General features: G+C 42.8%; 7 protein-coding genes and 2 pseudogenes. All 9 read right to left on the bottom strand.

What is annotated here, in order from left to right; translation table 11 throughout:
* Positions 1–4: 4 nt before the first annotated feature.
* The gene (locus tag ACFO6W_RS20040) at positions 5–2866 is read right to left on the bottom strand and encodes a glycoside hydrolase family 2 TIM barrel-domain containing protein (RefSeq protein ID WP_379999745.1); all 2862 of its coding nucleotides are present in this window, start codon (positions 2864–2866) and stop codon (positions 5–7) included.
* Positions 2867–2884: 18 nt separating this feature from the next.
* Positions 2885–6133: a beta-galactosidase, LacZ type gene (lacZ, locus tag ACFO6W_RS20035; RefSeq protein ID WP_379999743.1), complete on the bottom strand. Its 3249-nt coding sequence runs from the start codon at positions 6131–6133 to the stop codon at positions 2885–2887.
* A gap of 1 nt (position 6134) precedes the next feature.
* Positions 6135–10586, bottom strand: coding sequence for a beta-d-glucuronidase/beta-L-arabinofuranosidase (locus tag ACFO6W_RS20030; RefSeq protein WP_379999741.1), 4452 nt, complete (start codon positions 10584–10586; stop codon positions 6135–6137).
* A gap of 25 nt (positions 10587–10611) precedes the next feature.
* Positions 10612–13296, bottom strand: a complete 2685-nt coding sequence (locus ACFO6W_RS20025; protein ID WP_379999739.1) for an alpha-d-galacturonidase — start codon at positions 13294–13296, stop codon at positions 10612–10614.
* Positions 13297–13519: 223 nt separating this feature from the next.
* Complete coding sequence (locus tag ACFO6W_RS20020) at positions 13520–15679, bottom strand: alpha-L-rhamnosidase-related protein (RefSeq protein ID WP_379999737.1); 2160 nt, start codon at positions 15677–15679, stop codon at positions 13520–13522.
* Positions 15680–15685: 6 nt separating this feature from the next.
* The gene (locus ACFO6W_RS20015) at positions 15686–17521 is read right to left on the bottom strand and encodes a right-handed parallel beta-helix repeat-containing protein (protein ID WP_379999735.1); all 1836 of its coding nucleotides are present in this window, start codon (positions 17519–17521) and stop codon (positions 15686–15688) included.
* Between the two features lie 585 nt (positions 17522–18106).
* Positions 18107–18832, bottom strand: a pseudogene (locus ACFO6W_RS20010) (sugar phosphate isomerase/epimerase family protein); the annotation flags it as partial.
* Between the two features lie 147 nt (positions 18833–18979).
* A pseudogene (locus tag ACFO6W_RS20005) lies at positions 18980–22723 on the bottom strand (family 78 glycoside hydrolase catalytic domain); the annotation flags it as partial.
* Positions 22724–22763: 40 nt separating this feature from the next.
* Complete coding sequence (locus tag ACFO6W_RS20000; protein WP_379999733.1) at positions 22764–24209, bottom strand: glycoside hydrolase family 140 protein; 1446 nt, start codon at positions 24207–24209, stop codon at positions 22764–22766.
* Between the last annotated feature and the right edge of the window lie 3 nt (positions 24210–24212).

Here is a 24212-nt window from a genome sequence, read left to right as displayed (position 1 = left end):
ATACTTATTTTGTCTCAAAAGACAGGTAAATACTTCCTTTCTGCAATCCGGTTACCCATTGGGCCTGAGAAGAAGGGCCGACCAAATCGGTGGCATTCACCTTATTGCGTACAGCCGGGATAACTTTCAATATAGAAATACCACTATTTGGGAAAGTATATAATAATACATCGCGCCCGTCTCTCGGACTATAAACTCCGAGATAATTATCATCATCAGTATTCTTCAGATTAATTATACCTTCCGAAGTATTAAATGTTGCCCATTTCCAATTACTGAAATATCCCTTAAATTCAGGATACAGGAACGATTCTCCCGGAATAGGGTCGTTGTAATCATTTTCCCAAAGACCGAATGTAGCACCATGCAGACGATTCTGCCATACACGATAAGGCCCGTTACCGAGCCACTTTTTAGACACGACCCGATCTTCCGGATAATCGAACATGATACCCATCAATTCTACAACGCCTTCATATCGGTAAGTATAATCGAGTCGGATAGTTCCATCCGGCTTAATAATCCAGCGGGCCCGACACATATTTCCGAAGTAGTCGGCAACAACCTCGATACTATCTCCTAAAGTTTTATAATTGAAGTTTGTCAACCTGCTTACTCCCGAAATATCTTCATAGATACGCTCTTTACTACGTGCCGAATTATCATCATGGTTGTAATATACATCCATCGAACGGTCGCCACGCCGGAATGCTACAAAACGAGGGCCGTTAGCGAATGAAATAAGCTTGTTGTTCTTCTTCACAGAAGCTAATGTTCCGCTTTTCTTATCGAAAGCAAGAATCATATTTCCGGTCGTTACAAGCAGGTTTTCACCTTCTTCCTTAACTGAAACAGACACATTGCCCTTAGGTAAGGAATAAAAATCTTCTGCTTTCTTCCATGTCCAGTCCCATGTCCAGAGCTCTTCTCCCTGCGGGCCGTAAGCTGTCAGATACAATACATCCGCATCTTTCCAATTGGATGGAAGGCCTATATTTAATGTCCCTGTTGCATGATGTGCAAGGTCGAAGCCTTTCACCTCTCCCGACTTCACGACAGACGCTTTATCGTCTTTGAAGCTTTTCAACATCCATGTAAAACGGCAGTCTTTCAGATTAGTAAAGTCATATCTGTTTTCTACTGTAAACGAACCGCTGAAATCTTCACCCGGTTTTGTATTCATTATCTGCACAGGCGACCATACCTGCTTTACTGTATAGAAGCTACCTTCCTTTTCGTGGTGAGGGCCAAGTATTCCATCAGCCCCATAATTGCCTGCATTGTCAATCCTTTCGTTCTGGTCGGTACGTATAACCCCTTCATCGGCAAACATCCAGATAAAACCTCCGGCTGTGCGGGGATGCTTACGCATCATTTCCCAGTAATCCCAAAGGCCTGCTCCTGCGCCTCCGTCATAAAGTGCATGTAGAAATTCAGTCGGCATAAATATCTCTGGCTTTCGCATATATTCCTGGCTTTCGCCATAAGAACGGTAATGCATGGTTTCGAATCCGTTGAAATTCTTCTGGGGATGCAGGACTACACGTTTCTGAGGATCGAGAGGGCCATATTCTTTGACAAGTTCATGGTTGTGCCCCCCCTCATTTCCGTTAGACCACCACGTTACGCACGGATGGTTGACATCACGTTTTATCATCTCATGTACGAGCTTTGTACCTGCGCCCGTATCATAGCTATAATGCCAGCCACCGAGTTCGACCATGACATACAAGCCCAGTTCATCACAGGCGTCCAGAAAATCAGGATCTGACGGATAGTGCGAAAGCCGGACGGCATTCATATTCATCTCCTTTATTATTTTCACGTCATCGTAGTTTGCCTGACGGCTGAGCGTACGCCCTGTTTCAGGACGGAAACTGTGACGGTTTACTCCACGGATATTTACTTTCTGTCCGTTTATATATATTCCGTCGCTTTCGCGTATTTCAATAGTACGGAAGCCAAAACGCTCTTTTGTCCGGTGCAACACTTTACCATCCTGCACTAATGAAAAGTTTACATAATACAGATCAGGCGTTTCGGGTGTCCAGTTTTTAATATTTTCAAATTTCCCTCTTATTACCGCTTTGTCCGTTCCTTGCGACACAGTAGTTTCAAGCGGCCGGCCTATAGATTTACCATTGACATCTGTAAGTTCGGCAACTACTTTCGTATTGTTTCCCATTCCCAAACCAAGAAAAATATCGGCATAGAAACTGCCGTCGGCTTTAGCATCGATTGCTGTACGGTCAATAGACTGAGCCGGAAGAGCTTCTACAAAAACCGGACGGAAAATCCCTCCGAAATTCCAGTAATCGCCGCGTCTTTCAGCCATATTTACACTCGAATTGGCTGACTCTTTACTAACAGTCACTTCCAATACATTTTCAGTATCACCAAAGAATATGCGATCCGAAACATCACTTTTAAAACGGTAAAATGCACCCTGATGCAAATGCCCGCAACGACGGTCGTTAATCTTTGCTTCGCAATCGGTCATTACTCCATCAAAAACGATGCGGATAACCCGTCCTTCCCATTCTTTCGGAAGTTTAAACTTGTATTTATACAACCCCTGCTCTTTTGCTATCCCCGGAGGATTGGCCTTTCCATAAAACGGCATACCATATTGATAAGTCCCGAATCCCTGCAACTCCCAGCACGAGGGAACCGGAATAGATGTCCACTTCCCGCTGTTATTGCCTTCTGTACAAAAGAACTCCCAATCTACGGCATCATCAAAGCCCGTTCCCGACAGGTATTGTATTCCTGTTTCAGCATTTGCTCCGGAATTGTTTCGTTGCGAAAAGCTATTTTGCGAAATTAAGAAACTCAAAATCAATAATAGGTATAAGACTTTTTTCATATTCAGAGAGATTGTTTTTTATCGTAATGGTTCTATAGTGAAATCCAGCGTATAAGGCCTTTTTTCTATTGTATATTTTTTCAGTACACCCGGCCCGCAACTACTGTTACCCAGTCCCAGCATTATAGCATCGAGCGATAAAACGACTTCCTTACGAGGTTTCAAAAGGTAAGCATGAGAAGCCATATCAAGATCCCCGGCTGTGAAATGTAAAGCTGAGCCTGACATACGTTCAGATGTACAGGTAAAGCGAATACCTTTCCCCGCCTTATTTGTAAGTTGTATCCATTTAATATTCTCTTTATTCCCCGTTTCCTGTGGCACCGGATAAGGTACATATTGCTCTGTTACAGTAGATGCATAGATTCCTACCGGACAACTTTCTTTTCTGTCCGAATAATTCTCATATGGCCCGTGTCCATACCATTTCATATTTTCCAAATTCTGATTCAAAGACATTACCACTCCAAGACGGGGCAATTCGGGCAATGTGCCCGATGGCGTAAATGTATTACTGACATCTATCCTTCCGTCACCCCATATCGTATATATAACTTCATGTACAAACCATCCTGCTTTCGCATGGCTTTCTGCAATAGTTTTAATCTTTACAAATTGCTCGCTTTCTCCTGTTATACCGGCAAATTTCAGTGTTCGTTTTAAACTGTCGAGACCCTGATCCTTCCAATCTTTCGCCAGCCAGTTACCAAACCCCTTGTCATTATCCACAGGAGCACGATAGCCCTGGAATATAAGAGGAGATACGATCATTTCATTATTATCGTATTTCAAAGATGAAAGGATTCCCTCTTTCAGATCGAAAACCATAGAGAAAGTTTTTCCATCCATCTCAATCACACCGTTTTCTTTTACAATGGACTTAAAAGCTACGTTACTACGATTTTCCGCTTTATCTTGCCTGAGACCTAAATTTAATTGTTCGAATCCGATTTCATAACCTCTATCAGCCCATAACCGGCCTTCTTTCAAATGAAAACTTATTCTCAACCAATAGTCTGTATCCGGCTTGACGCTTATCTTTTTGAAAGGGACAGAAATCTCTCCGGTCATACCGGCGGGAATATCTATACCGGTAAAAACTCCTTGCTGTAAAGTATCTCCACCAGCAATTATTTTCCAACGTATTTCATAGTCGTTCAGATTAATGAAGTGGTTCCGGTTTGTTACGGATATAACATTTTTATCACCCCTTGAAAACTCTGCTTTTATCGGCTGATACACTTTTTTCACCTCATAATATTTAGGAGTAACTTCTCTTTCTGCAAATACAATTCCATTGAAACAGAATGCTTTCAGATTAGGCTTATCTCCGAAATCTCCCCCATAGGCCATAAAACGAATCCCATTTTCATCAGTCTTATAAAGTCCCTGATCTACCCAATCCCAGATGAAACCGCCAAGCATCCTCCTGTTCGAATATATCTCATCCCAGTATTCCTTGAAGTTTCCCAGCGCATTGCCCATCGCATGGGCATATTCGCTGGTAAGGACAGGACGGTTGTCGATAGTATCCCTTGCTATATTTAACAAACGTTCCCAACGTGCGTTTTCAGCCCGTTCTTTATCGTCTCCTTCTGCGATATTCGGGTTCAGATATTCATCCTGTACACGCGGATAAAAACGGCTGATAATATCCACGGTCTCAGGGTCAAGATTACCCTGAGCCCCTTCGTAATGAATGAAACGTGTCGGGTCAAAATCTTTCAGCCATGCAGAGATAGCGGCAAAATTAGGGCCGTATCCGGATTCATTACCCATCGACCAGCAGATTATCGACGGATGATTTTTATCTCTTTCTGCCATACGTATAGCCCTGTCCATAAAAGCTGCGTGCCATGCAGGATCACTGGCCAGTTTTCCCCGCAGGCCGTGCTCCTCTATATCGGCCTCATCCATTACATACAAGCCGTATTGGTCGCACAGTTCATACCATTGGGAATTGTTGGGATAATGTGCTGTACGGACAGCATTGATATTTGCCTGTTTCATCAGCTTAATATCCTGCACCATCCTTTCGTAAGAAATGGAACGGCCGGTTTCCGGATCATGCTCATGGCGGTTGACACCCCGGAGCCTTACCGGATTGCCGTTAACCAACACCTGCCCATCTTTAACTTCAACGCTGCGGAAACCAACTTTGCAGGATATTACCTCTACAACCTGCTTTTTATCATCAACAAGGCTGAGAACCAATGTATAGAGATTTGGTGTTTCGACAGTCCATTTCAAAGGATTAGAAACAGCCGCTTCCATCCATGCAAATTTGGCCGGGCCTCTCTGCGGCGTCCTGTCATTCAAAACAGCGGCTTTATTATCGGCATTGAGTACAGGAAGGGCATCTTGCTGAAGCTGTGTGCCAAACACCGGACTATTATCAGCATCGTACAGTTGTGCTTCAAGATTCCAACCTTCCAGCTTATCGCCATTGTACGATTTAATTTCCGGTTTTATCTGCAAGCTCGAATCTTTATAATCTTTATCTAATATTGTGCGAACTGCAAAATCTGAAATTCTTACATCGGCAGTCGAATAAAGGAATACTTCGCGATGTATGCCACTGGTACGCCACATATCCTGATCCTCGAGATAGCTGCCATCACACCAGCGATAAACCTCTACTGCCAATTGATTCGTCCCGGCCTTTACATAATCGGTAATATCGAACTCCGCCGGCTCCATGCTTCCCTGACTATATCCTACTTTCACCCCATTTATCCAGATATAAAATGCACTCTGAACCCCTGCAAAATGAATGAATGTTCTCCTATCCTTCCAATTGGAAGGTAACGTGAAAGAATGACGATACGAACCTACCGGATTACGCTCCCTGAATGATGTATATTCTGCTTTCGGCTCACCGGTTACCCGTGGAGGATCTATTTTGAAAGGGTAACCTGCACTGACGTATATCGGTGTGCCATATCCCTGCATCTCCCAGTTGGAAGGAACAGGAATAGTTTTCCATGATTTATCGTTAAAATTCGTCTTGTAAAAATCTATCGGCCGTTCTTCCGGACGGGGAACCCAGTAAAACCGCCAGTCTCCGTTAAGAGATAAGAACCAAGGGGATTTTTTCCTGTCTGCTGACAACGCCTGCTTACTATCTGCATAAGGGATGAATGTTGCCCGGGCAGGTTCCCGGTTTATTTCAAGTACGGACAAGTTTTCCCAGTCCGGCTTATCAAATTGGGTAAAAGCGGATTGAACAAATAGCGTCAGAAATAATAAGGTCAATATATTTTTCATCTTACTGCATATCTAAAGCATCAAACCAAAGTCCGTCCAGATTATCCCCGCTTATAACCACCCTGTAATGTCCCGCATTGATATAAGCTCCGGTAGTAGTGCTAACCATACGCCATTTTTCAGGAGCGGAAGGAAACTGTATTTTATCTTCACGCATCACCCTGTCGTCAGAAGCCAGAATCCGGATATTCGCAATAACCGGAATTTTACCGGTATTCATATATTTAAAACGTAAAGCATATATTCCGGCTAATCCGGGTGAAATAGTCCATGTTATAGTATGCCTACCTTTACCTTCGGCTTTTACACCGTCTTTTTGGCGGTGATTTACGGCCGACCATCCGGCGCTAACTTCCGACATTTCAGCTTCATAAGTTATTTCGGGGCGGAGATTCGGTTCCTCTATCCAATTTATCCGGGGAACAGCGATAATATAATTGTTCCCTTTGATATTTATCTGCTGATCTTTTTTATATGCCTTTTTTACAAAACCCGTATCTACTTCGGTATAAATATCAGCATCATCTGTGAGTTTGAATGATACATTTTTTGCTTTAGTATCAGATTTTATCCATTCTGCCCCATATAAAACAGGTGGAAGACTTGTGAAACCGTTACCTGTATCGAGCCATGAACTATGTTTACCACCTTTCACATCTGTAATCAGTCCCGGTGATGGAGGTGCGGCCTTCACTGCATTATCTTTAGACGCAATGGCAATAGCAGATATTACAGCTTGCCCAGCCGTCAATCGAGGGAAAGAGATTTCCAGTATACCGCTTTTAGCATAACCTTTCACTGTTTTCTTCAAAACCTTATCGTGTCCGGCTTCCCACCAGATGTCAAGGTCTTTCAATACAGTTTCACCACTTACTGCGACATCGAATATGCGGTAGCCTTCGCAATCCATGCTGCGGTCTGTTCCCCACCATGGCTCTATGAAATAAAGTTCGACTAAATATTCGCCGTCGGGCAGAGGGAATTCGTATTTTAATTTATCACGCCCATAGCGGAATGTCTGGAATAGCTCCCAGTCTTTTGTGCCCGCAATGGGGTCTTTGGTACGGCGTTGCGATGCCAGAAAATTTGGAAGATTACCAAAATCATCTGTCCATGAGAGTGAACCCCAGGAATTACCTTTTTTCTTGTGTACATCTGCCATCCACAGATTCCCGTTTTCGTCTGTAAAATCAGGGCCTCCGCAATTTACACGATAAATATAGGTATAATCATTTTCTGGTAAAGTCTGATTCTTAACGTCTTTGTATAACTTACCGAAAGACGGCGACTCCGGCAAATTTTCCATTACAATATAGTCCTCGGCTACGGCGTTGCCATTTACATAACCTACGGCATACAGCACATTGTAACGGATATCCACTCCATCCCATTGGAAATGAGTTCCAATACCATTTCTTGTACGTTTGCCCAATGATAGGGATTTTACATCATTGAAAAGCTCCACTTCATCGCAATTGGAGAAAACCCTGATGCCATCTTTCTTTCCCGGTTCAGTCCAACGGTGATTCCATGTATGTGATACCAGATAAACCATCGGCGCTTCTTCTTTCGGAACATAATTAGAGCGATACATATAATACACATCTAAAGGTTCTTCCCAGGGAGTAACCAACCCTTTATAATTGAATGGCCCGATGCGGTCTATATCGCGGAAACCTTCTTCGTTTTGTACTCGTCCCGGATTATCATGTGAACTGTATATCCATTGGAATTGCCCGCAAACACTATCCCTTGCCTGCTCGGCCAATCTTATTTTCATCTCCATAAGTAAAGACATACGGTCTTCGCTGATAGCTCCTTTCTGGTCATAATCACCTTCCGTATGCAGATCGATACTTCTCCATGCGCCGTACTCCCCGTTAAGCAACTGGTCTTTCTTGCTTAGTTCCCGATTATAGATATATGGGTTGCCACCATACGTTCCAGACCAGTTCTGAACTACATTCCAGTCTGTACCTGTGCCTCCGTTACAGGTGGTAACCAAACGTTGGGAAGGAGAAGTAGGGTCCATCTCACGGATTATCTCCATACATTCTCGGGCAAAATCTTCCGGCAATGTACTCTCATTCTGTAATCCCCAAAGAACTACTGAAGGACAGGAACGCCGCTCTTTTACCCATTCCCTCAGATTAGCCTTGAATGTTTTCCTGAATTCGGGAGTATCGTACCAAACATGGGCAGACAATTGCGTCCAAAGCAAAGTTCCGGACTTATCCCACATTTGTTGATAAATCAGATTATGAGGCTGATGCGCATCACGGAAAGCATTGAATCCGGCTGCTTTCATCTGGCTGACACGCGACCATATCTGTTCTTCGCTGAAAGCATGGCTCTGCCCCAGCATGTGCTCATATTCACAAACACCATTCAGAAAAACAGGCTTCCCATTCAGGAAGAAACGGTGATCGCCATCGGTACGGTATACCGGCCATGAAATCCAACGGAAGCCATAATCTGTGGTCTCCTCGTCTATAACTTTCCCGTTTTCCTTTATCATCGTTATCAATTTATACAAATAAGGATTTTCGGTATCCCACAAAACAGGATCTGTAACGTCCTTACTTTTCTGATTGATAACTCTTATTTCATTTGCTTTCAATATTATCTTGTCCGCAACACGTTCTACCTGTATGCCATCTTTGTTTACCAGCTTCTGTATTACTTCCAGTTCACGGTCTTTATTACTGTAATTCTTCAACTCCGTATTTACATTCATCGTAAATACATTTTTACCATCAACCACCTTTGGCTCGTTATTCCAGATGTGCACACCAAATGGTTCTATCCTCGCCGTGTTAGTTACAACCAATGTTACCGGACGAAAAATTCCCATAGGCTGTGACCCTTCTGAAAATCCCCATTCGGAAGAACAACCTCCACATATCCATGGAGAATCTGAAATCATTGGCGGATGATCGGCCTGCACAGCTAAAATATTAGGCTGGTCGAACTTTACTGCATCTGTTATATCAATGGTAAAAGTAGTACGGCCACCTGAATGAAACCCGACCTTCTCCCCATTGACATAAACAGTTGCATAGGTGCCGACACCCTCAAAGAAGAGGAAGTATCGTTTACCGGCACCTTCATCACTAATCCCAAACAATCTACGATACCATGAAAATCCATGCTTGTTGCCGTGTTTCAGACGGCGAATACCTTCATATTTGTCCCAATTGTGTGGGACATCGACCTTTTCCCAATTAATATCATTGTAGCTCATATACTGGAACCCGGTATGAGCCTCTTTATTCGTATCGTCTGCCGTTGTCAGCCAGTTATCATTGAGTGAAATCTCTTTTCTGAATGTCGTTTTATCCGGCTTGGGGAAACGGATAAGACTTCGTCCCATATCTTTGGACGTGGCCACAGCTATTCCCCGCTGATCGTCTTCGTTCACCGCACAATAGAAGTGATATACGACACCATTCCATTTCATAACATAAGACTTGTGAGCAAACAGATTGTCATATTTTTCCGTCGGGATAATCAAATCATCACCATCCCAATCCGTCCAATTCACCAGATCGTAAGAGCATGCGAATGTATTAAACGCTTTATAAGGTCTGTCTTTGCGGAAAGCGCTGAAATAGAACATTACATATATATCTCCGATTTTCTGGATGACTCCATCACCAGTGATACCTTCTTCGTGGTTTACAATCGGATTACCCTCATAACGTTTCCAATCGACCATATTGTCGGATAAAGCAACGCCGATACGCTCTGCCTTCACGTTATTATCCGGATTTACCCCTCCAGCATTGTAATACATGATGAAAGGATAGCCCAGTGTTTTATTCCTATCCCAGATAACTGACGATTTATATTGCGTAATATTCTCCCACCAGCCCCTATCTTCATCCAGTGGTGATAATCTGGGCATATCGAAACTTTGCCATTCATGTGCTTTGGTTATATCGCCGGAAGTATATGCTACTCCTTCTTTCAGAACGCCGCGCTCATAACCTCTGGTATCGCTGCCGAAATATGACATCCAGTATTTATTACCGAATTTCTGAGCCTTATAGCTTCCGCCCCACTCATGGTCGATCAAAGCCACATATCCGGCACGCTGGTTTTCGTCCCAACGCCCGCTTCCGGCTTCCGGAAAAGACAGAATTCGTCCCAATATATCCCAATGAAGCAGATCCTCGCTTTCGGCAAGCCATGTTTCATAACCCCGGCCATCTGTGCCCGATTTACCATTATAGATAAGGTAAGACATATACCATTTCCCGTTTTCACGAAAAACAGTAGGACAATCTATCTTATGCTTATTATCTGACGGGGCAAGTACTAATCCGTATTTAAACGGAGTCTTTACTTCCTCATATATCTTCTTCATAATATCTTTCGGCACAGTAACCTGTGCCGAAAGACAACCTGCAAAAGAAATAAGTAATATTATAATTACTCGAAATACACTCATATTCATCTATTTACAAACCCTACCATTAATAGAATATCCAATCTATCCGGCTCGAAGGATCATTCGCGCCCAAACCGGCATTGCGGGGATTTATTTTTTGTTCCGCTCCGGTAAAGCCTAATACCATTAATGCGCCTTTACCCAGATTCAACGTATGTTTTCCTGCCGGGAAAGTATATGTGTGGACATTCACCGTTGCCCGTCCCGGAATATCTATTGCGTTGGCAATCTGCACATCTCCCTGCCCGTAAGCATTTGCACTGGCATCGGTTTCCAGAGTCGGGGCCTTTGCATATTCTTTACGTTCGGTATTCAGATAGCCCACCAAAAGATTGACGCCTTCTTTACATTCAAAAGAGATGATAGTGCCTTCCGCAGCCTGCTTGTCCTGGCTGAAACGGAATGGGTGCATATTTTTCAATTCTTCAGACAATTCACCTATTACAAAGTCCTTATCGGAGAATACCTTCTCTCCTTTTTTCATCGGATAGCTCACCGGATTTCCGTCAACTGTAATATTCACCGGATTTAATATCTCTATCGTTTGCTTATTATCGGCTCCGTGCTTCTTTAAAAATTCTATATTCCTTTTGAGGTTTACCAGTTCCGCTTCATAATGAGGCAACAACTCTTCCCATGTTTTATTATTTCCATCATCACCGCCTGTTGGAATCCGGCGCTGGGCTGTTTGCATGCTGTTTGCATACAGGTAGGTATCTTTTGTAAGATTAACTAGTTGCTGATAATATTCCAGACTTTTTTCGACAAGAGGAATCGCTTTATCCAAATCTGTAATATCGCCCGAATGGGTGTATCTGAGAATAAGCATGGCTGCTTTTACTTTCTCAGAGAAAAAGTTCGCAAACGCCTGATAACAGTAAACGTCATTTTTCAAACGGTTAAATTCATCTTTATTTTCAGATACCTTAGGCGTAGCTTTGTCGATCGCTTCCACAGCAGCATTGCCATGCGCAACAGCTTCACCGATCAACTGCGGAGGGGTTTCCCCTACATGCGGCTGATTGTTCCACTCTTTATTCATATACTCGATAAGCAATTCACCCTCCGGCCCGCAAGACTCATGGAATCCGGGATATACCTTCCATTTGGCCGGATTTACAAGCTGGCTAAGGAACATTCCAAGCAAAAGAGTCTGCCTGTTACCTTCCGTGATACCGAACTTGCGTAATAACTTAGGCGCTATTTCCCCCGTTTGCTCATAGGCTTCGAGAATATTTCGCCCTTCTTCTCCACAACCGTACATATCGCCAAGTTGCTTAGTCCAGTATTTTATTTCATCATTTCTGTCACGGTTTACATTCCATGCATAACGAGCCCACGCTTTGTACCAGATCCAGTCTCGATCCATTTCGCGCAAACGCGGCTCCGTTTTATCTGCCGTATAAGGCCAGTCCCAGTACGATGCCTGCGGATACAGATGCAGAGCATTTGCACCATGAATATTATGCATAGCATGAACTGTTTTTTGTATAAAGTCCGGCGAACCATAGCGGAATGGCTCCAGATTAGCTAAAATATGTACATTGGATATATGAACCGACCCCAGACTGCTCAAATCGGTATGGATCTTCGACCAGGGACCTCGGGGCTCATAAGTTGTAAGAGATTCACCATTGTATTTATGCATTGTATAGAGGTTCTTGTATAAAGGTAGAGCAGCATCCATTACCATTTTACAATCCGTATCATGCGCTCTTAGCACCAACGGAGGTTCTTTTGTAATATTCAATGCTTTCAATCCATCCTGCACTCCGGGTATGATCGTTTTTGTAAACCACTCCACATCATCTTCATAGGTATCCATGGCTTCTCCGAGACAAACCAGTAATCCTACATTCGGATATTTTTCAATGAAGGCAGCCACCGATTTTCTTGTATAATCCGAAACAAGCGGGGTAATAGGACGGCTTCTGTCCTGTGTTTTTATTCCGTGGTGTTCAGCAAAAGGTTTCGATACCAGAATGTTGTAAAACATCTGGATAACCCAAATCCCCCTTTTATCGGCTTCTTCCGTCAGAAAAGAGAACATCTCTTCATTCTTTTTGAATGTCACATCATCTACTTCTACAGCATAAGGATAATCCTTCAGCCTTACCAACGAAGCAAACGGATGTCCGTTCCAGAGATAGAGCGAATTCATCTTATTGGCGGCAAGCATATCCAGATATTCTATCCACAAGGCTTTATCATAGAACCAAGGGAAAGTCTCTTCTGTATAGGGATATTCATAAACAGTCCTGCCCGGCAGATAATATGGTTTCTGCACACCGATGCAGGCTCCACGCAATACCATTTCAGGCTGGTCTGTCAGATTGATATCCGAAGGAATTTTCCGGACATCTTTTATCCGGCTTATAAGTTCCATGCAACCATACATCGCACCGGACGCATCATTACCTATAATACGAATGGATTTACCTTCTGTACTTATAGAATAGCCTTCTTTAGCTAATGTATCGGCTGCGCTTTCTTCTACATAAATTGTATAATCTTCCGCTTTATTATTTTCTCCGGATGCAGCAACTATTACTTCATAATTTTCCGCTTCAAGAGTTGATTTTAATTTATCAACTCCGTATAGAATCCTGTTCGATGATCCTTGTGGAGAAACAATTACAACTTTTTCTTTTGAGCAGGATATTATCAGAAAAAAGAACGATAATAAAGCTAACAGATGTTTGATTTTCATTTTATCAGGCTATTTTTATTCGGTTTTTAAATCCGCTGGAATTATTCAATATGGAATGTTAAACCCAAACTATACTATTCTGTACTGTGCTGACAAAGATATATTTTTAACATGAGATGAAAAAAGCCGTGAACATGCTATAAAACATGTTCAAGACTTTTAAGTGTACTTTTTACAGTTTTCAGCAATTGTAAACCCGTCTAAATAGTCGGCTCAAAGGCTTTTAAAACCTTCCGTTTATTATATATTCCTCACCGGTATCAATCATTACTCTATATCTGTTAGCTGCGATTTGTTCAATATCCCCAATATTTATTTTAGGCTTCCCCGATGAAGTAAAATAGAGATACCCCTCTCCTTCTGTAGCAGAAACCTTAATCTGTTTCTTATCCATATATACTTTTATATCTCCTTTCGGTGTAGGTACAGAACCCTCCATCCATTTAAGGTCACCTAATACCGGGCTGATACTGAATTCTTTATAGCCTTCTTTTTCTGGTTTCACCCCAAGGTAATATTTGCCCAACAAATATATTGGACTGGCTCCCCATGCATGACAAAGGCTTTTTCCAAACGGACGCCCATACATGGCCAAATGCTCTGTACCGGTTTCATCGGGATTATACTTTTCCCAGAAAGAAGTCGCGCCCAAGTTGAGCATACCGCCCCAATAGTCACGGATTTCTTTCAGCACATGGTTGTACTCTCCCAGCTTACATAAGGCTTCCAGCTCATAGAAACGCATATATGGCGTTGTTATCTTCAATGCATTAGTATTTAACAGGACATTGTCTTTCACTGCTTTTGTTTTCTCCGCATCCAGATAATCGAATAATACGGCAAACATGTTGGTAAAAGGAGTTACCTGCTCACTCATTACCCCATTCTCGCGATTATGGATAAAAGCATTTTTATTTGCCGACCAAAAGGAAGTGAACAGTTTCGATTTTAGGTCTGATGCCAACGATGCATATCGTGCTTCATGCTCAGTATCTCCCATTATATCTGCACACAACGCCATTGTTTCCAGGCTTCGGCAAAACAGTAATTGCTCGAAACTGACCTCACCACTTTTACTCATCTTAAAATCTGCCCAGTCGATGAATACCCAGTCCCCGGCTAAGCCTTCCATCATACCGTTACTGTTTCGGCGGGATAAACAGAAATCCATCAGGGATTGCATACGCGGATAGAATTGCTTTACAAACTCCCGGTCGCCCGTATATTGCAAATAATCATATACACCTATAAACCAGTAGAATGTATAGTCCATTATCGTATTTACATGGCTCGTAACAGGGTCTTTCCCTCTAAGGTTCAGCATAGTACGTGTAACCGAATGGGAATCGAAAAACAGATAGTAATTCATCAGGTAACTCTGATAAGCATCACCGCTCCATATCCAACGGTCGCGTTTAATGCCATCAATAAAAAACTCCCTCGAGGTAAGGTGCATCGTATAGGCAGAAATATCCCAGATGCGGTTTATCAACTCATCGTTACATCTGAACTGCCCCCTGTAATCCAGAGGCAGATACTCATACAACATCGACACGGAAGAGTAAGACAAGTCTCCATCTGTTTCGACATATATGTAACGATAAGCTTTTGAATCTTCCAAAGTAAAATCATTCGCGGATGGATTATCTATATCGATCCGGTCTAATGTTTCGCAATGGGTTGTCGATAAAGCTTCTTCGGGTGATTCCCCGTAATATATATTCAGACGGCCTTTTCCCTTCAGCTGATGGAATTTCACATATCCGAAAGTCTCTTTTCCAAAATCAATGAGTTCTCCCGCCCCTTTCTTTTCAGTTCCGGCAGCAGTCATTGGTGTTACTGCCAGTTTGAACTCAGACGGAGGAGTATCAGGTGAATTGAAATTCCATCGCCCGGCTTGCAGGTATGCTGTACCTGAAGAGGTATCGGAGGCTTTACCCGACTCGTCTATCCATTCTTTATCTTCGAAAGTTACTTTCCAACTCTCATCCGAACCAAAGGATTGTCCTTTCACATATATGGCCGGAACATGAGCCTGATTATGTACTTTAATATTCAGGCTATGTTTTCCTGCCGGAATGGTTATCTTATTACAGGCAGGAAGTATTTTTCCATCCAGTTTTATATTATACTTACCTTCTGCATATATTTCAACTTCCTCAGCCACAGGCAAGACTAATTTTGTAGAAAATTCTACCGCGACATAGTGGCTATCCATCTTCCAGAACGGAGGAAAGAAACCATCCCTTTCCGTACGGCGATTCTGCGTTTCATTACCGAGCCATATTTCAAAATCTCCCGGATAGTATATCCATGTGGCATCCTGAGCTGATAGAGGAAACGTACTCAAAACAAAAAACAATACAGTTAATATTCTCTTCATAGTATATTACTTTATATTCTTAATCCATGTATATTCCGGCTTCAGTCCTGCCTTTTGTCTGATTGAGTCGGAGACCATCGGGCCATTGTTTTCCCACGTATTGCCGGGACCGTTTGCATTTTGCAGGAACTTTTCGGCAGGGCACCAGTTATCTTTTACCGTGATAAACGAACTCCCTTCATCAGTATATAGGTAGAACCAATGATTGGGATCATGCACATAAGAAGGCGTATATATATCTTTCACCACGTTTTCGGTAATAAAAGATTTAGGCTGTACCGACAGTGTATATATTCCGGCAACATCATACATATGTTTTCCGTAATGATGAATATAATTGGCATGCACCATATTATTCCGCATACAGTTCACCGTTTTTGTCCATCCCCAACCCAGGCTTATACCTGTGTAGGCTACTTCACTGATTTCGTTATGCTCAATATTAATGTCTTGTACAAAACCTGCCAGAATGCCCACGCATCCCCAGTCTTCGTTTGTCACATCCGTGATATAATTGTTGGAAACAGAAATATGAGAGCAGATTTCGCGCTGGTCAACAGGGTCGTAAGGCAGATGCGTCTCCATACCGGTTTCCGAAAAACGGCCGATCTGCATGCCGTTTCCGGCAATATCCCTGAATAACGAGCCTTTTATTCCGGATTTCTGCACTCTATCGATAAGGTCGATTCCGCATGAACCGAGATGTTCGAAGCGGCACTGGTCAAATTCAATATTCAGAGCCGATTGCACCATTACTGCTGCCGGAGGGCGACCTACCCAACCCTGATTTTCAATTCCCTTATTAAAGTTACCGGGAACTCCCGGAGGCCTCAATTTATAAGCGTCCAGCAGATACATTCCGGCCTGCAACGGTACATGTCCCATCTGTGAAGGACGTACCCAGGTCGTATAGTTAAATCCGATATTCTTAAAACGGATATGCTCCACCGGACGATCCGGCGTCCCTGTTATTTCCATAAGGGATTCCAATACCGGAACAATTGCTTCGGCTGTCGGCATATTCTCTCCCTGACGGGGCATATAATATATCTTGTCCGTCTTCGTATCGTGATACCATTCTCCGGCTTCATCCAACAATTCAAGGGCATTCGTAAAATAGAATGCAGAATTCAGGCCTTCTTTAATCATCGGTTGCGGCCACGGATGCTCAAATTGAATACGTGCTTCCGGATTATGAAAACGGACTCCTGCCGAATCTCCCTGGACAATAATGGATTTAACCCGAAGATTAGCGATTGCCCACATCTGGTGGATAACGAGTTCAAGATTCTCCGATTTAGTCAGTCCTTTTACAGCAGAAGCCGGAATCCAGAAAATTTCATTCATTTTATCATTGCTTCTTATCCGGTCCATTTGTTCAAAATCGGATACATTCCGCGCTCTTACAGCCTTCTTTCCATTAATCCATAGCTGGCGGAATATCAGCCTGTTTCCATTAAAGGTGGGCACATCAGCTACCCAGTATTTGCCTTGCTTTTTCCAACTTTCAATCCGTATGCCACCGCTAAGAACCACATTATCACCTTCAGCCGCTTCTATTATGGTCGGACTGCTTTCCGTTCCCGAATCTTCAGGACGAATAAATACAGGTTCGTACAGGTTGTATGTACCTCCGGCCATACGGATACGCACAGGTTCGTCGTTTCCCGCTTTTAATAACCTCCGGTATTCCCTTGCCTCTCTTATTGCTCCATGCAAAGAGGCTTTCGGTTCAGATTGTGTACCGGGGTTCCGGTCGTTTCCCTGCGGGGAAACATATATCTCTACTGAAAAAACCGATAACGAGATAAAGAATAGAATCACAATATAAATTAATCTCATGGAATTTTATTTTTTGAAGTGTATTGACCAGATTTAATATTTACATTAATTAACTATATATAGTTAAAAGGTAACAGAAGTAACAGTTTTTAGCTATTAGCTGATAGCTTTTAGCCGTTCGCTTTTGAGAACTATTATACCCTGTCATGCTGAGTGGAGCGAAGCATCTCCTTCAAAAAGTAACAAAAGTAACAATGAAATCAGTTAGCAGTTAGCAGTTAACAGTCATCAACTCGTATCTCGTATCCCGTTTACTTGTAACTATTTTCAAAAAGGTTACAAAGGTAACAGTCTTTTTAGCCTTTGTGCCCTTTGTGATTCCCATCGTGTACTTAGTGGTTGAAAACTCTTTACCCCAAGGGACACAAAGATTTACACAAAGAACACTATTTGCAGTAAACAGTCATCAGTCAACAACTTGTATCTCGTATCTTGTCTACTTGTAACTATTCCCAAAAAGGTTACAAAGGTTACAACATCTTCACTCATTTGCAAATCAACTTTTGGCTCCACCGATTTTCAATTCAAAGAGCTATAAGCTAATGGCTCACAGCTAATAGCTTATTACATAGATAAAGTTTCGAGCTATTGATTCACCTGAAATACAGATTTCAGATACCGTGCATTTGCCCCGTAGTTTTTCTTTACATTGTGGACATCCTTTGCATCGCGCGAACGTTCAACAACAAGCCAACCGCTCCACCCCATTTTGTCCAAAGTAGCTTTTACTTCTTTCATATCCAGTGCCGGGTCATTTTCGATCCAGTAACCATCGGTATTAGAGGCATGTATCTGAACAATACGGTCTTTTCCCAAGGTTTTCAGGTCGCTTATAATATTTCCTCCTCTTTTCAGGATAGAAGAGAAATTGACATAGCTACGGATCGAAGGAGAACTGATTTTATCTATCAATTTCGCTTCTTCCTTAGCCGGCAATGTCGTTTCTATACCGATGACAACACCTGCTGCCTCCGCTTTTTTAGCAACAACTTTCAGCCGTCCCAATACAACCGGGTACAGTTCGGGTTCTTTCACCAAATCGCTTTGGTTACCCATTGGCAGAAATGCGACTTTCACCCCGAGAGCCTTCATAGTTGCTATACATTCGTCTATCAGGTCTTCATAGTTCTCACGCTTGGCAAAAGATTGCCCGTAAAAAGCGGACACAGCGATGGAACTAAGTTCTATTCCTAATCGATTGCATTCCGAAATAAATAATTCCTGAAAATGTTTATCGGTAAATTTATTATCAAATGACACACGTTTGCCCAGTCCGCCCATATCCAGTTCAAGTCCGTCTGCGCCAAGCTCTTCGGCCAGTTCCATCGCTCCGACTTTCTGACGCTTGAGCATCATCCAGTCACAAACAGAAACCTTGTAACGATGATTATTTACGACCTGTATTTCTTTCGTCTCTTTTAAAGACGGCCATTTCATGTTTTCTATTTTCGATAATACCAATTTATCCGGATCTACAACTACATGCTTAATAGCTTTCCGCCTCCATGTATAAACGATGTGAACCAAGCCGTCTTTAGTCTGTATAACAGAAGGATAAGAATACTGGCTAATCGGCGAATCTTCTACCACTAATGCCGCATACCATGTTTTCCCATCTTCCGATATAGCTACATTAAGAGGGGTGCGGGCTCCTTTTCCCCGTTTAAGCGTATCGTGAGGCAAGACATGATTATAGACCAATAACTGGCGGCCGTCCCGCAAGGTTACGGCATCTGTACCCGAATTATTATTCGGCAACATTGTTCCGGCAACAGGCGTCCATGTTTTTCCATTGTCCGAAGACCATGATTCTCCGATAGTTCTTTCCTGCGTACGGCAAAGAATCTGTAATCTTCCATCTTTATAAGTCAATATGGACGGTTGTATCGTATGAAGCTCTTTTCCTTCATTGATGGGGCCTATCATCTTCCATGTTTTACCAAAATCTTTTGTAGCTTCGAAATGAACTTTCCAGCCATCCCCCTCGGTACTCGACGGGCACAGTAATGTCCCGTCTTTCAGCAAAACAGGTTTATTTTTCACCGGGCCTAAAAATCCTTTAGGAAGATCACGTGAAGCCGACCATGTAACGCCTCCGTCGTCAGAAGTGATCACTTTTCCGACCCACCCTGCCACATTAGGGCCAACTTTATAATAAAGTTGTAATTCTCCGTCCGGCACCTGATATAATACGGGATTCCATGTGGCATAACGGAGTGTATCATTTATAATCCCATCAGCTACATTCTGCGGTTCTGTCCATTTATTATTGATATAGCGGCTTACCCAGATACAAACATCGGGATTACGCTCTTTTGTTCCGCCAAACCAGGAAGCAATAAGATGACCTTCTTTGGTTTCCGCTATTGTAGAGGCATGGCTTTCAGGGAATGAAGGCTTTTCACAAATAAATTCATCTGTAAGAATACCTTCTCTGAAACGGTTTTGAGCTTCTCCGTATTTACAAACAAATGTATAGTCACCCGATCCGATTTCAAGATTTATGCGATTTTCTTCAACCCGGACATATTTAAGTCCTTCAACCTCTTTTACAGGTTTTCCGCTTTCGGCAATATCTTCTACTGACGTCGCCGGCAATAATATATTCGCCCTGCTGTTTGCCGGGATGGAAATCTTCCATGTGAAAATTCCATCTTTAAGAGTCCAGTCACTATTTACCCAACCATATGGTGTTTTATGAGACGCTTTTGTGTAGGTAAGGTCTTCGGTTGGATTTGGCTTCATCCACAGCCACTTAAATCCCCCCCTTATCTTGTGAGACTTTATTCCGGCCAAATCTTCATACATCCATGCCAGAAGGTCTCCTAAGAGCATCACATGATTATGAGAATTCATCTTAGGGCTTGCAGTATCACCGTTCCAGAGTTCCCAGATCGTAGTCGCTCCCCGTTCTATCATATATCCCCAACTAGGGTAATCTTTCTGAGTAGCAATAGTATAAGCAACATCTGCACATCCCCGTTTTGTGAGTTCACGCATCAGCCACTGAGTACCGATAACACCTGTACTGATATGCAGTTTATCTGTAACTGTAATACGGTTTATCAGATTTTGGAAAACTCTCTCCTCATTATCTTTATCTACCATACCGAAAGCCAGAGGTAACAGGTTCGATGTTACCGTATAATTGCCATATTGTCCTGTTTCCGCATTATAGAATTTCCGGTTGAATCCTGCTCTTACATTTTCTGCAAGCGTTACATATTCGGCGACATCACTTTCATTGCCCGATATAACTGCAAATTCCTGTAACAATTGCAACAACTTATAAGTATATGCTGTAGCTATCAGCTGTCCGTCCGTCTTACGGGCAGGGTCCAGAGAATGGATTAGTTCTTTTGATTCAGGAGGAACGCACCAGTCTCCGTATTTATCTTTGGTCATTATATAGTCTGCATTCAGGTAATTATCCTTCATATGCATAAACCATTTTTTCATATATGGATAATGCTTCTTTATCGGTTCGGTGTTGCCGTATTGTTTATGGATCATGTCGGCGACAAACAGATATGTACCCGGCCATGTCATATTATCACTATAATACGTCATATAGTACGGAGGCGCAATATCCGACAGCTTTCCTTCCGGCGTTTGGGAATCCCTTATATCATCCAGCCATTTTATATAAAACCGTTCGTTGTCATAAACGAAACTTTCCCCGATACAACCAATAGTATGGTCGCCGAGCCACGGCTGCCTTTCGTCGCGTTGCGGACAATCGAGGGGGATACTCTTGTAATTACTGTTGATTCCCCACCATGCATTGTTATATATTTGATTCAGAATATTATTTGATGTCTCGAATGAACCGGCTGCAGCCATATCGTCATATACGACTTTCCCTTCAAAATCACTTATTGCCGGAGTTCCCGGATAACCCGTCACTTCTACGAAACGGAACCCGTGCGTAACAAAACGGGGTTCCCATTTCTCCGTACCTTCTCCTTTCATTGTGTACACATCGGTAGCTCTTGCGCTACGGAGATTTACTGTTTTCAGGCGGCCGCCGTTTTCCAGTGTTTCGGCAAAACGCAGGGTAATTTTATCTCCTTTCTTCCCTTTTGCCTGCAAACTAAGCCAGCCTACCATATTCTGCCCCATATCGATAACGAACGTATCTTTTGCTAAAACCATAACAGCCTTTGGCGTCAATACTTTCATCACCTTCATATTTTCCTGCATCTGCGCAGTAATTACACCTCCCGGGGCTTTTACCAGTTCGGCTTTCAGCCATTTGCGGTCATTATATCCGGCTGTGTTCCATGCTCCCAGCTCCTTATTCGCATCATATTCTTCTCCGTCAAAATCATTATTTGAACGGATAGGGCCATCGGAAGTAACCTTCCATGTATCGTCACTGATGATGGTTTGTTTTGTTCCGTCATTATATTCTATTTCTATCTGGAGAAGCATTTTCGGATAGCCGAAAGTCTTTATTTTATGAGGTTTATAATTCTGACGCATATTGTAGAAACGCCCATTACCCAAGATAGTCGCAATCGCATTTTTCCCTTGTTTAATATAAGACGTCACATCAAAGGTATTGTACAAAACAGTTTTGAAATAGTCTGTTTGTCCCGGTGCTAAAGCCTGATCCCCGATCTTCTCACCATTGATATATAGCTCATAAAATCCTAATCCTGAAATATATGCCTTCGCTGATTTAACCTGCTTCTGGCTGGCAAACTCTTTACGAAAATAACGTGCAGATAAACGGGAATGCACCGTCTCACTATCCCAGGGGAATATCCTGTCCAGCCCAATCCACTTCGCAGACCAGTCGGAATCAGTTAATAAACCCACACTGAATTTAGCCGGAGAACTCCATGCTGTTTCACCTTTATTTGTATAAACTTTTACTTTCCAATATATCTGGCTACGGCTTGTCAGGCCTTTACCCGTATAAGGGACAAGAGTAGATGCGGCATTTTCAATTTTTCCTGAATTCCATAAATCTGCATCTGTTTCATTGAGCTTATCCAATGAAGAGGCAGCAAGTATCCGGTACGCCTTTTGCTCTACATTTCGTTCTTTCGATTCTATCATCCACCCCAGACGAGGTGTTGCCGTACCAATTCCTTCAGGATTATTTAGCATTTCGCACCTGAGTTCCTTCACATCCACCGAAAACACCAGCAGGGAACAAAATAAGGCGGAGAATATAAGTATTGTTTTTTTCATGGATTTTTTAATTTGAAAATTCAAGAATGCTGTCAACTGATTATTGTTGACTGTTAACCGTCATCAAGTTTTCTTCTACATAAGATGTATCGGCATCCGTAATAATCAGGACCCTGTCATTACCGGCCCTGTATTCTGAATCGTGAGCAAAAACCTGTCTGCCATTACCGAATTCTCCGATATATTCCACAGAACCATTTACTGGACTGTACCACCATGCCTTTTTCTTAGCTCCCGATATTTTTGTCATATCTATCTCCACTTTGCGGTTCGTATAATTATAGACAAGAATATAATCGTTACCACGGGTGGCAATCACCCTTTCGTATTGCAATCCGTTTGCTCCCACGATTACCGACTGGTCGGGTATCCTCTCAAAAAAAGGAAACGCCAGTATCAGGTTTTTCAGGTACTTCATTTCACGACAACCCGGATCGTTTACAGCTTCCCACCATGGCTTTTCAGCACCGAATGAAGGCTGATATCCCGGACGAAGCATCTGCATCGTAGAATTATGCCCGTAAGTATGTCCGAATGAGCCTGCAAATACAGACCAATAAGCATAACGGCGAACATCTTCTGCCTGCCAGCGACGTTCATTCACATCGTGAAGCCCATGGGGAATATCTTCATAAGAAGGCTCACCATCGATTACCGGTTTCAAAGGAGAAACAGCAAGACTCCGCCCGGCAAAACGCCAGTTGTCTTCTTCTGTATTCTCTTCGATAGGATAATCTCCATCGCCATTACGCTGATTATATCTGCGATGGCCTGATTGGAACATATTGAAATCGAGCCATGGCTCATTGTTAAACCAAGTGCTGGATATCGTCCTGCCACGCGGATGGAATGTCATCAAATGATCCGGGTCCATTCCTCTTATCGTTGTTGCCAAAGCCTGCCAGACTTCCGGCTCTACATCTCCGCGGATATCGCCACCAATCAGCCAGACTATATTCGGGTATTTTTTATAACGTTCCGCTAAGAACTTACCATACTTCCTGGCATCCTCAACTGTCATCTGCTTCTGTTGCACAGGCGTTCCCCAGACACAAACTATCCCGATATAGATACCGCTCTGCCGGGCACGTTCCACGATGTAGTCCACATGCTGCCAATAGTTATATTCGCCTCGCTTATCTATATTCCTGAAGTCGAACCCATCAGGTAAAGCCCAGTCACCATATGCATTTATGGCAGAAACAGTATGCAGCACAGATATTTGCACCACATTGTAACCATTATTTTTAGTGGCATTCATAAAATAGTCCACCTCTTCCCTATTCGACCGTGATGGCAAAAGCCAGGCCGTTTCGCCAAGCCAAAAGAAAGGAGTGCCGTTCTCATGTTGTAAGTAACGCTTATTGTCGCTTACTTTCAGCTTACCGTTATCCCAGGGCATATCCGGTTTCTTCGACTTATTCTGGGCTGTCGATGACAAAGTGATTAGTAACAATAAGAATATCAGTATTGTATATTTTTTCATGAT

Origin of the sequence: Dysgonomonas termitidis (genome assembly GCF_042654545.1) — a bacterium.
Taxonomy (GTDB): Bacteria; Bacteroidota; Bacteroidia; order Bacteroidales; family Dysgonomonadaceae; genus Dysgonomonas; species Dysgonomonas termitidis.
This window is presented reverse-complemented; position numbering and strand designations above follow the sequence as displayed.

Coding starts and splice junctions, on each gene's coding strand:
- ACFO6W_RS20000 (WP_379999733.1), bottom strand. CDS start 24,209: ATGAAAAAATATACAATACTGATATTCTTATTGTTACTAATCACTTTG.
- ACFO6W_RS20040 (WP_379999745.1), bottom strand. CDS start 2,866: ATGAAAAAAGTCTTATACCTATTATTGATTTTGAGTTTCTTAATTTCG.
- ACFO6W_RS20025 (WP_379999739.1), bottom strand. CDS start 13,296: ATGAAAATCAAACATCTGTTAGCTTTATTATCGTTCTTTTTTCTGATA.
- ACFO6W_RS20030 (WP_379999741.1), bottom strand. CDS start 10,586: ATGAGTGTATTTCGAGTAATTATAATATTACTTATTTCTTTTGCAGGT.
- lacZ (WP_379999743.1), bottom strand. CDS start 6,133: ATGAAAAATATATTGACCTTATTATTTCTGACGCTATTTGTTCAATCC.
- ACFO6W_RS20020 (WP_379999737.1), bottom strand. CDS start 15,679: ATGAAGAGAATATTAACTGTATTGTTTTTTGTTTTGAGTACGTTTCCT.
- ACFO6W_RS20015 (WP_379999735.1), bottom strand. CDS start 17,521: ATGAGATTAATTTATATTGTGATTCTATTCTTTATCTCGTTATCGGTT.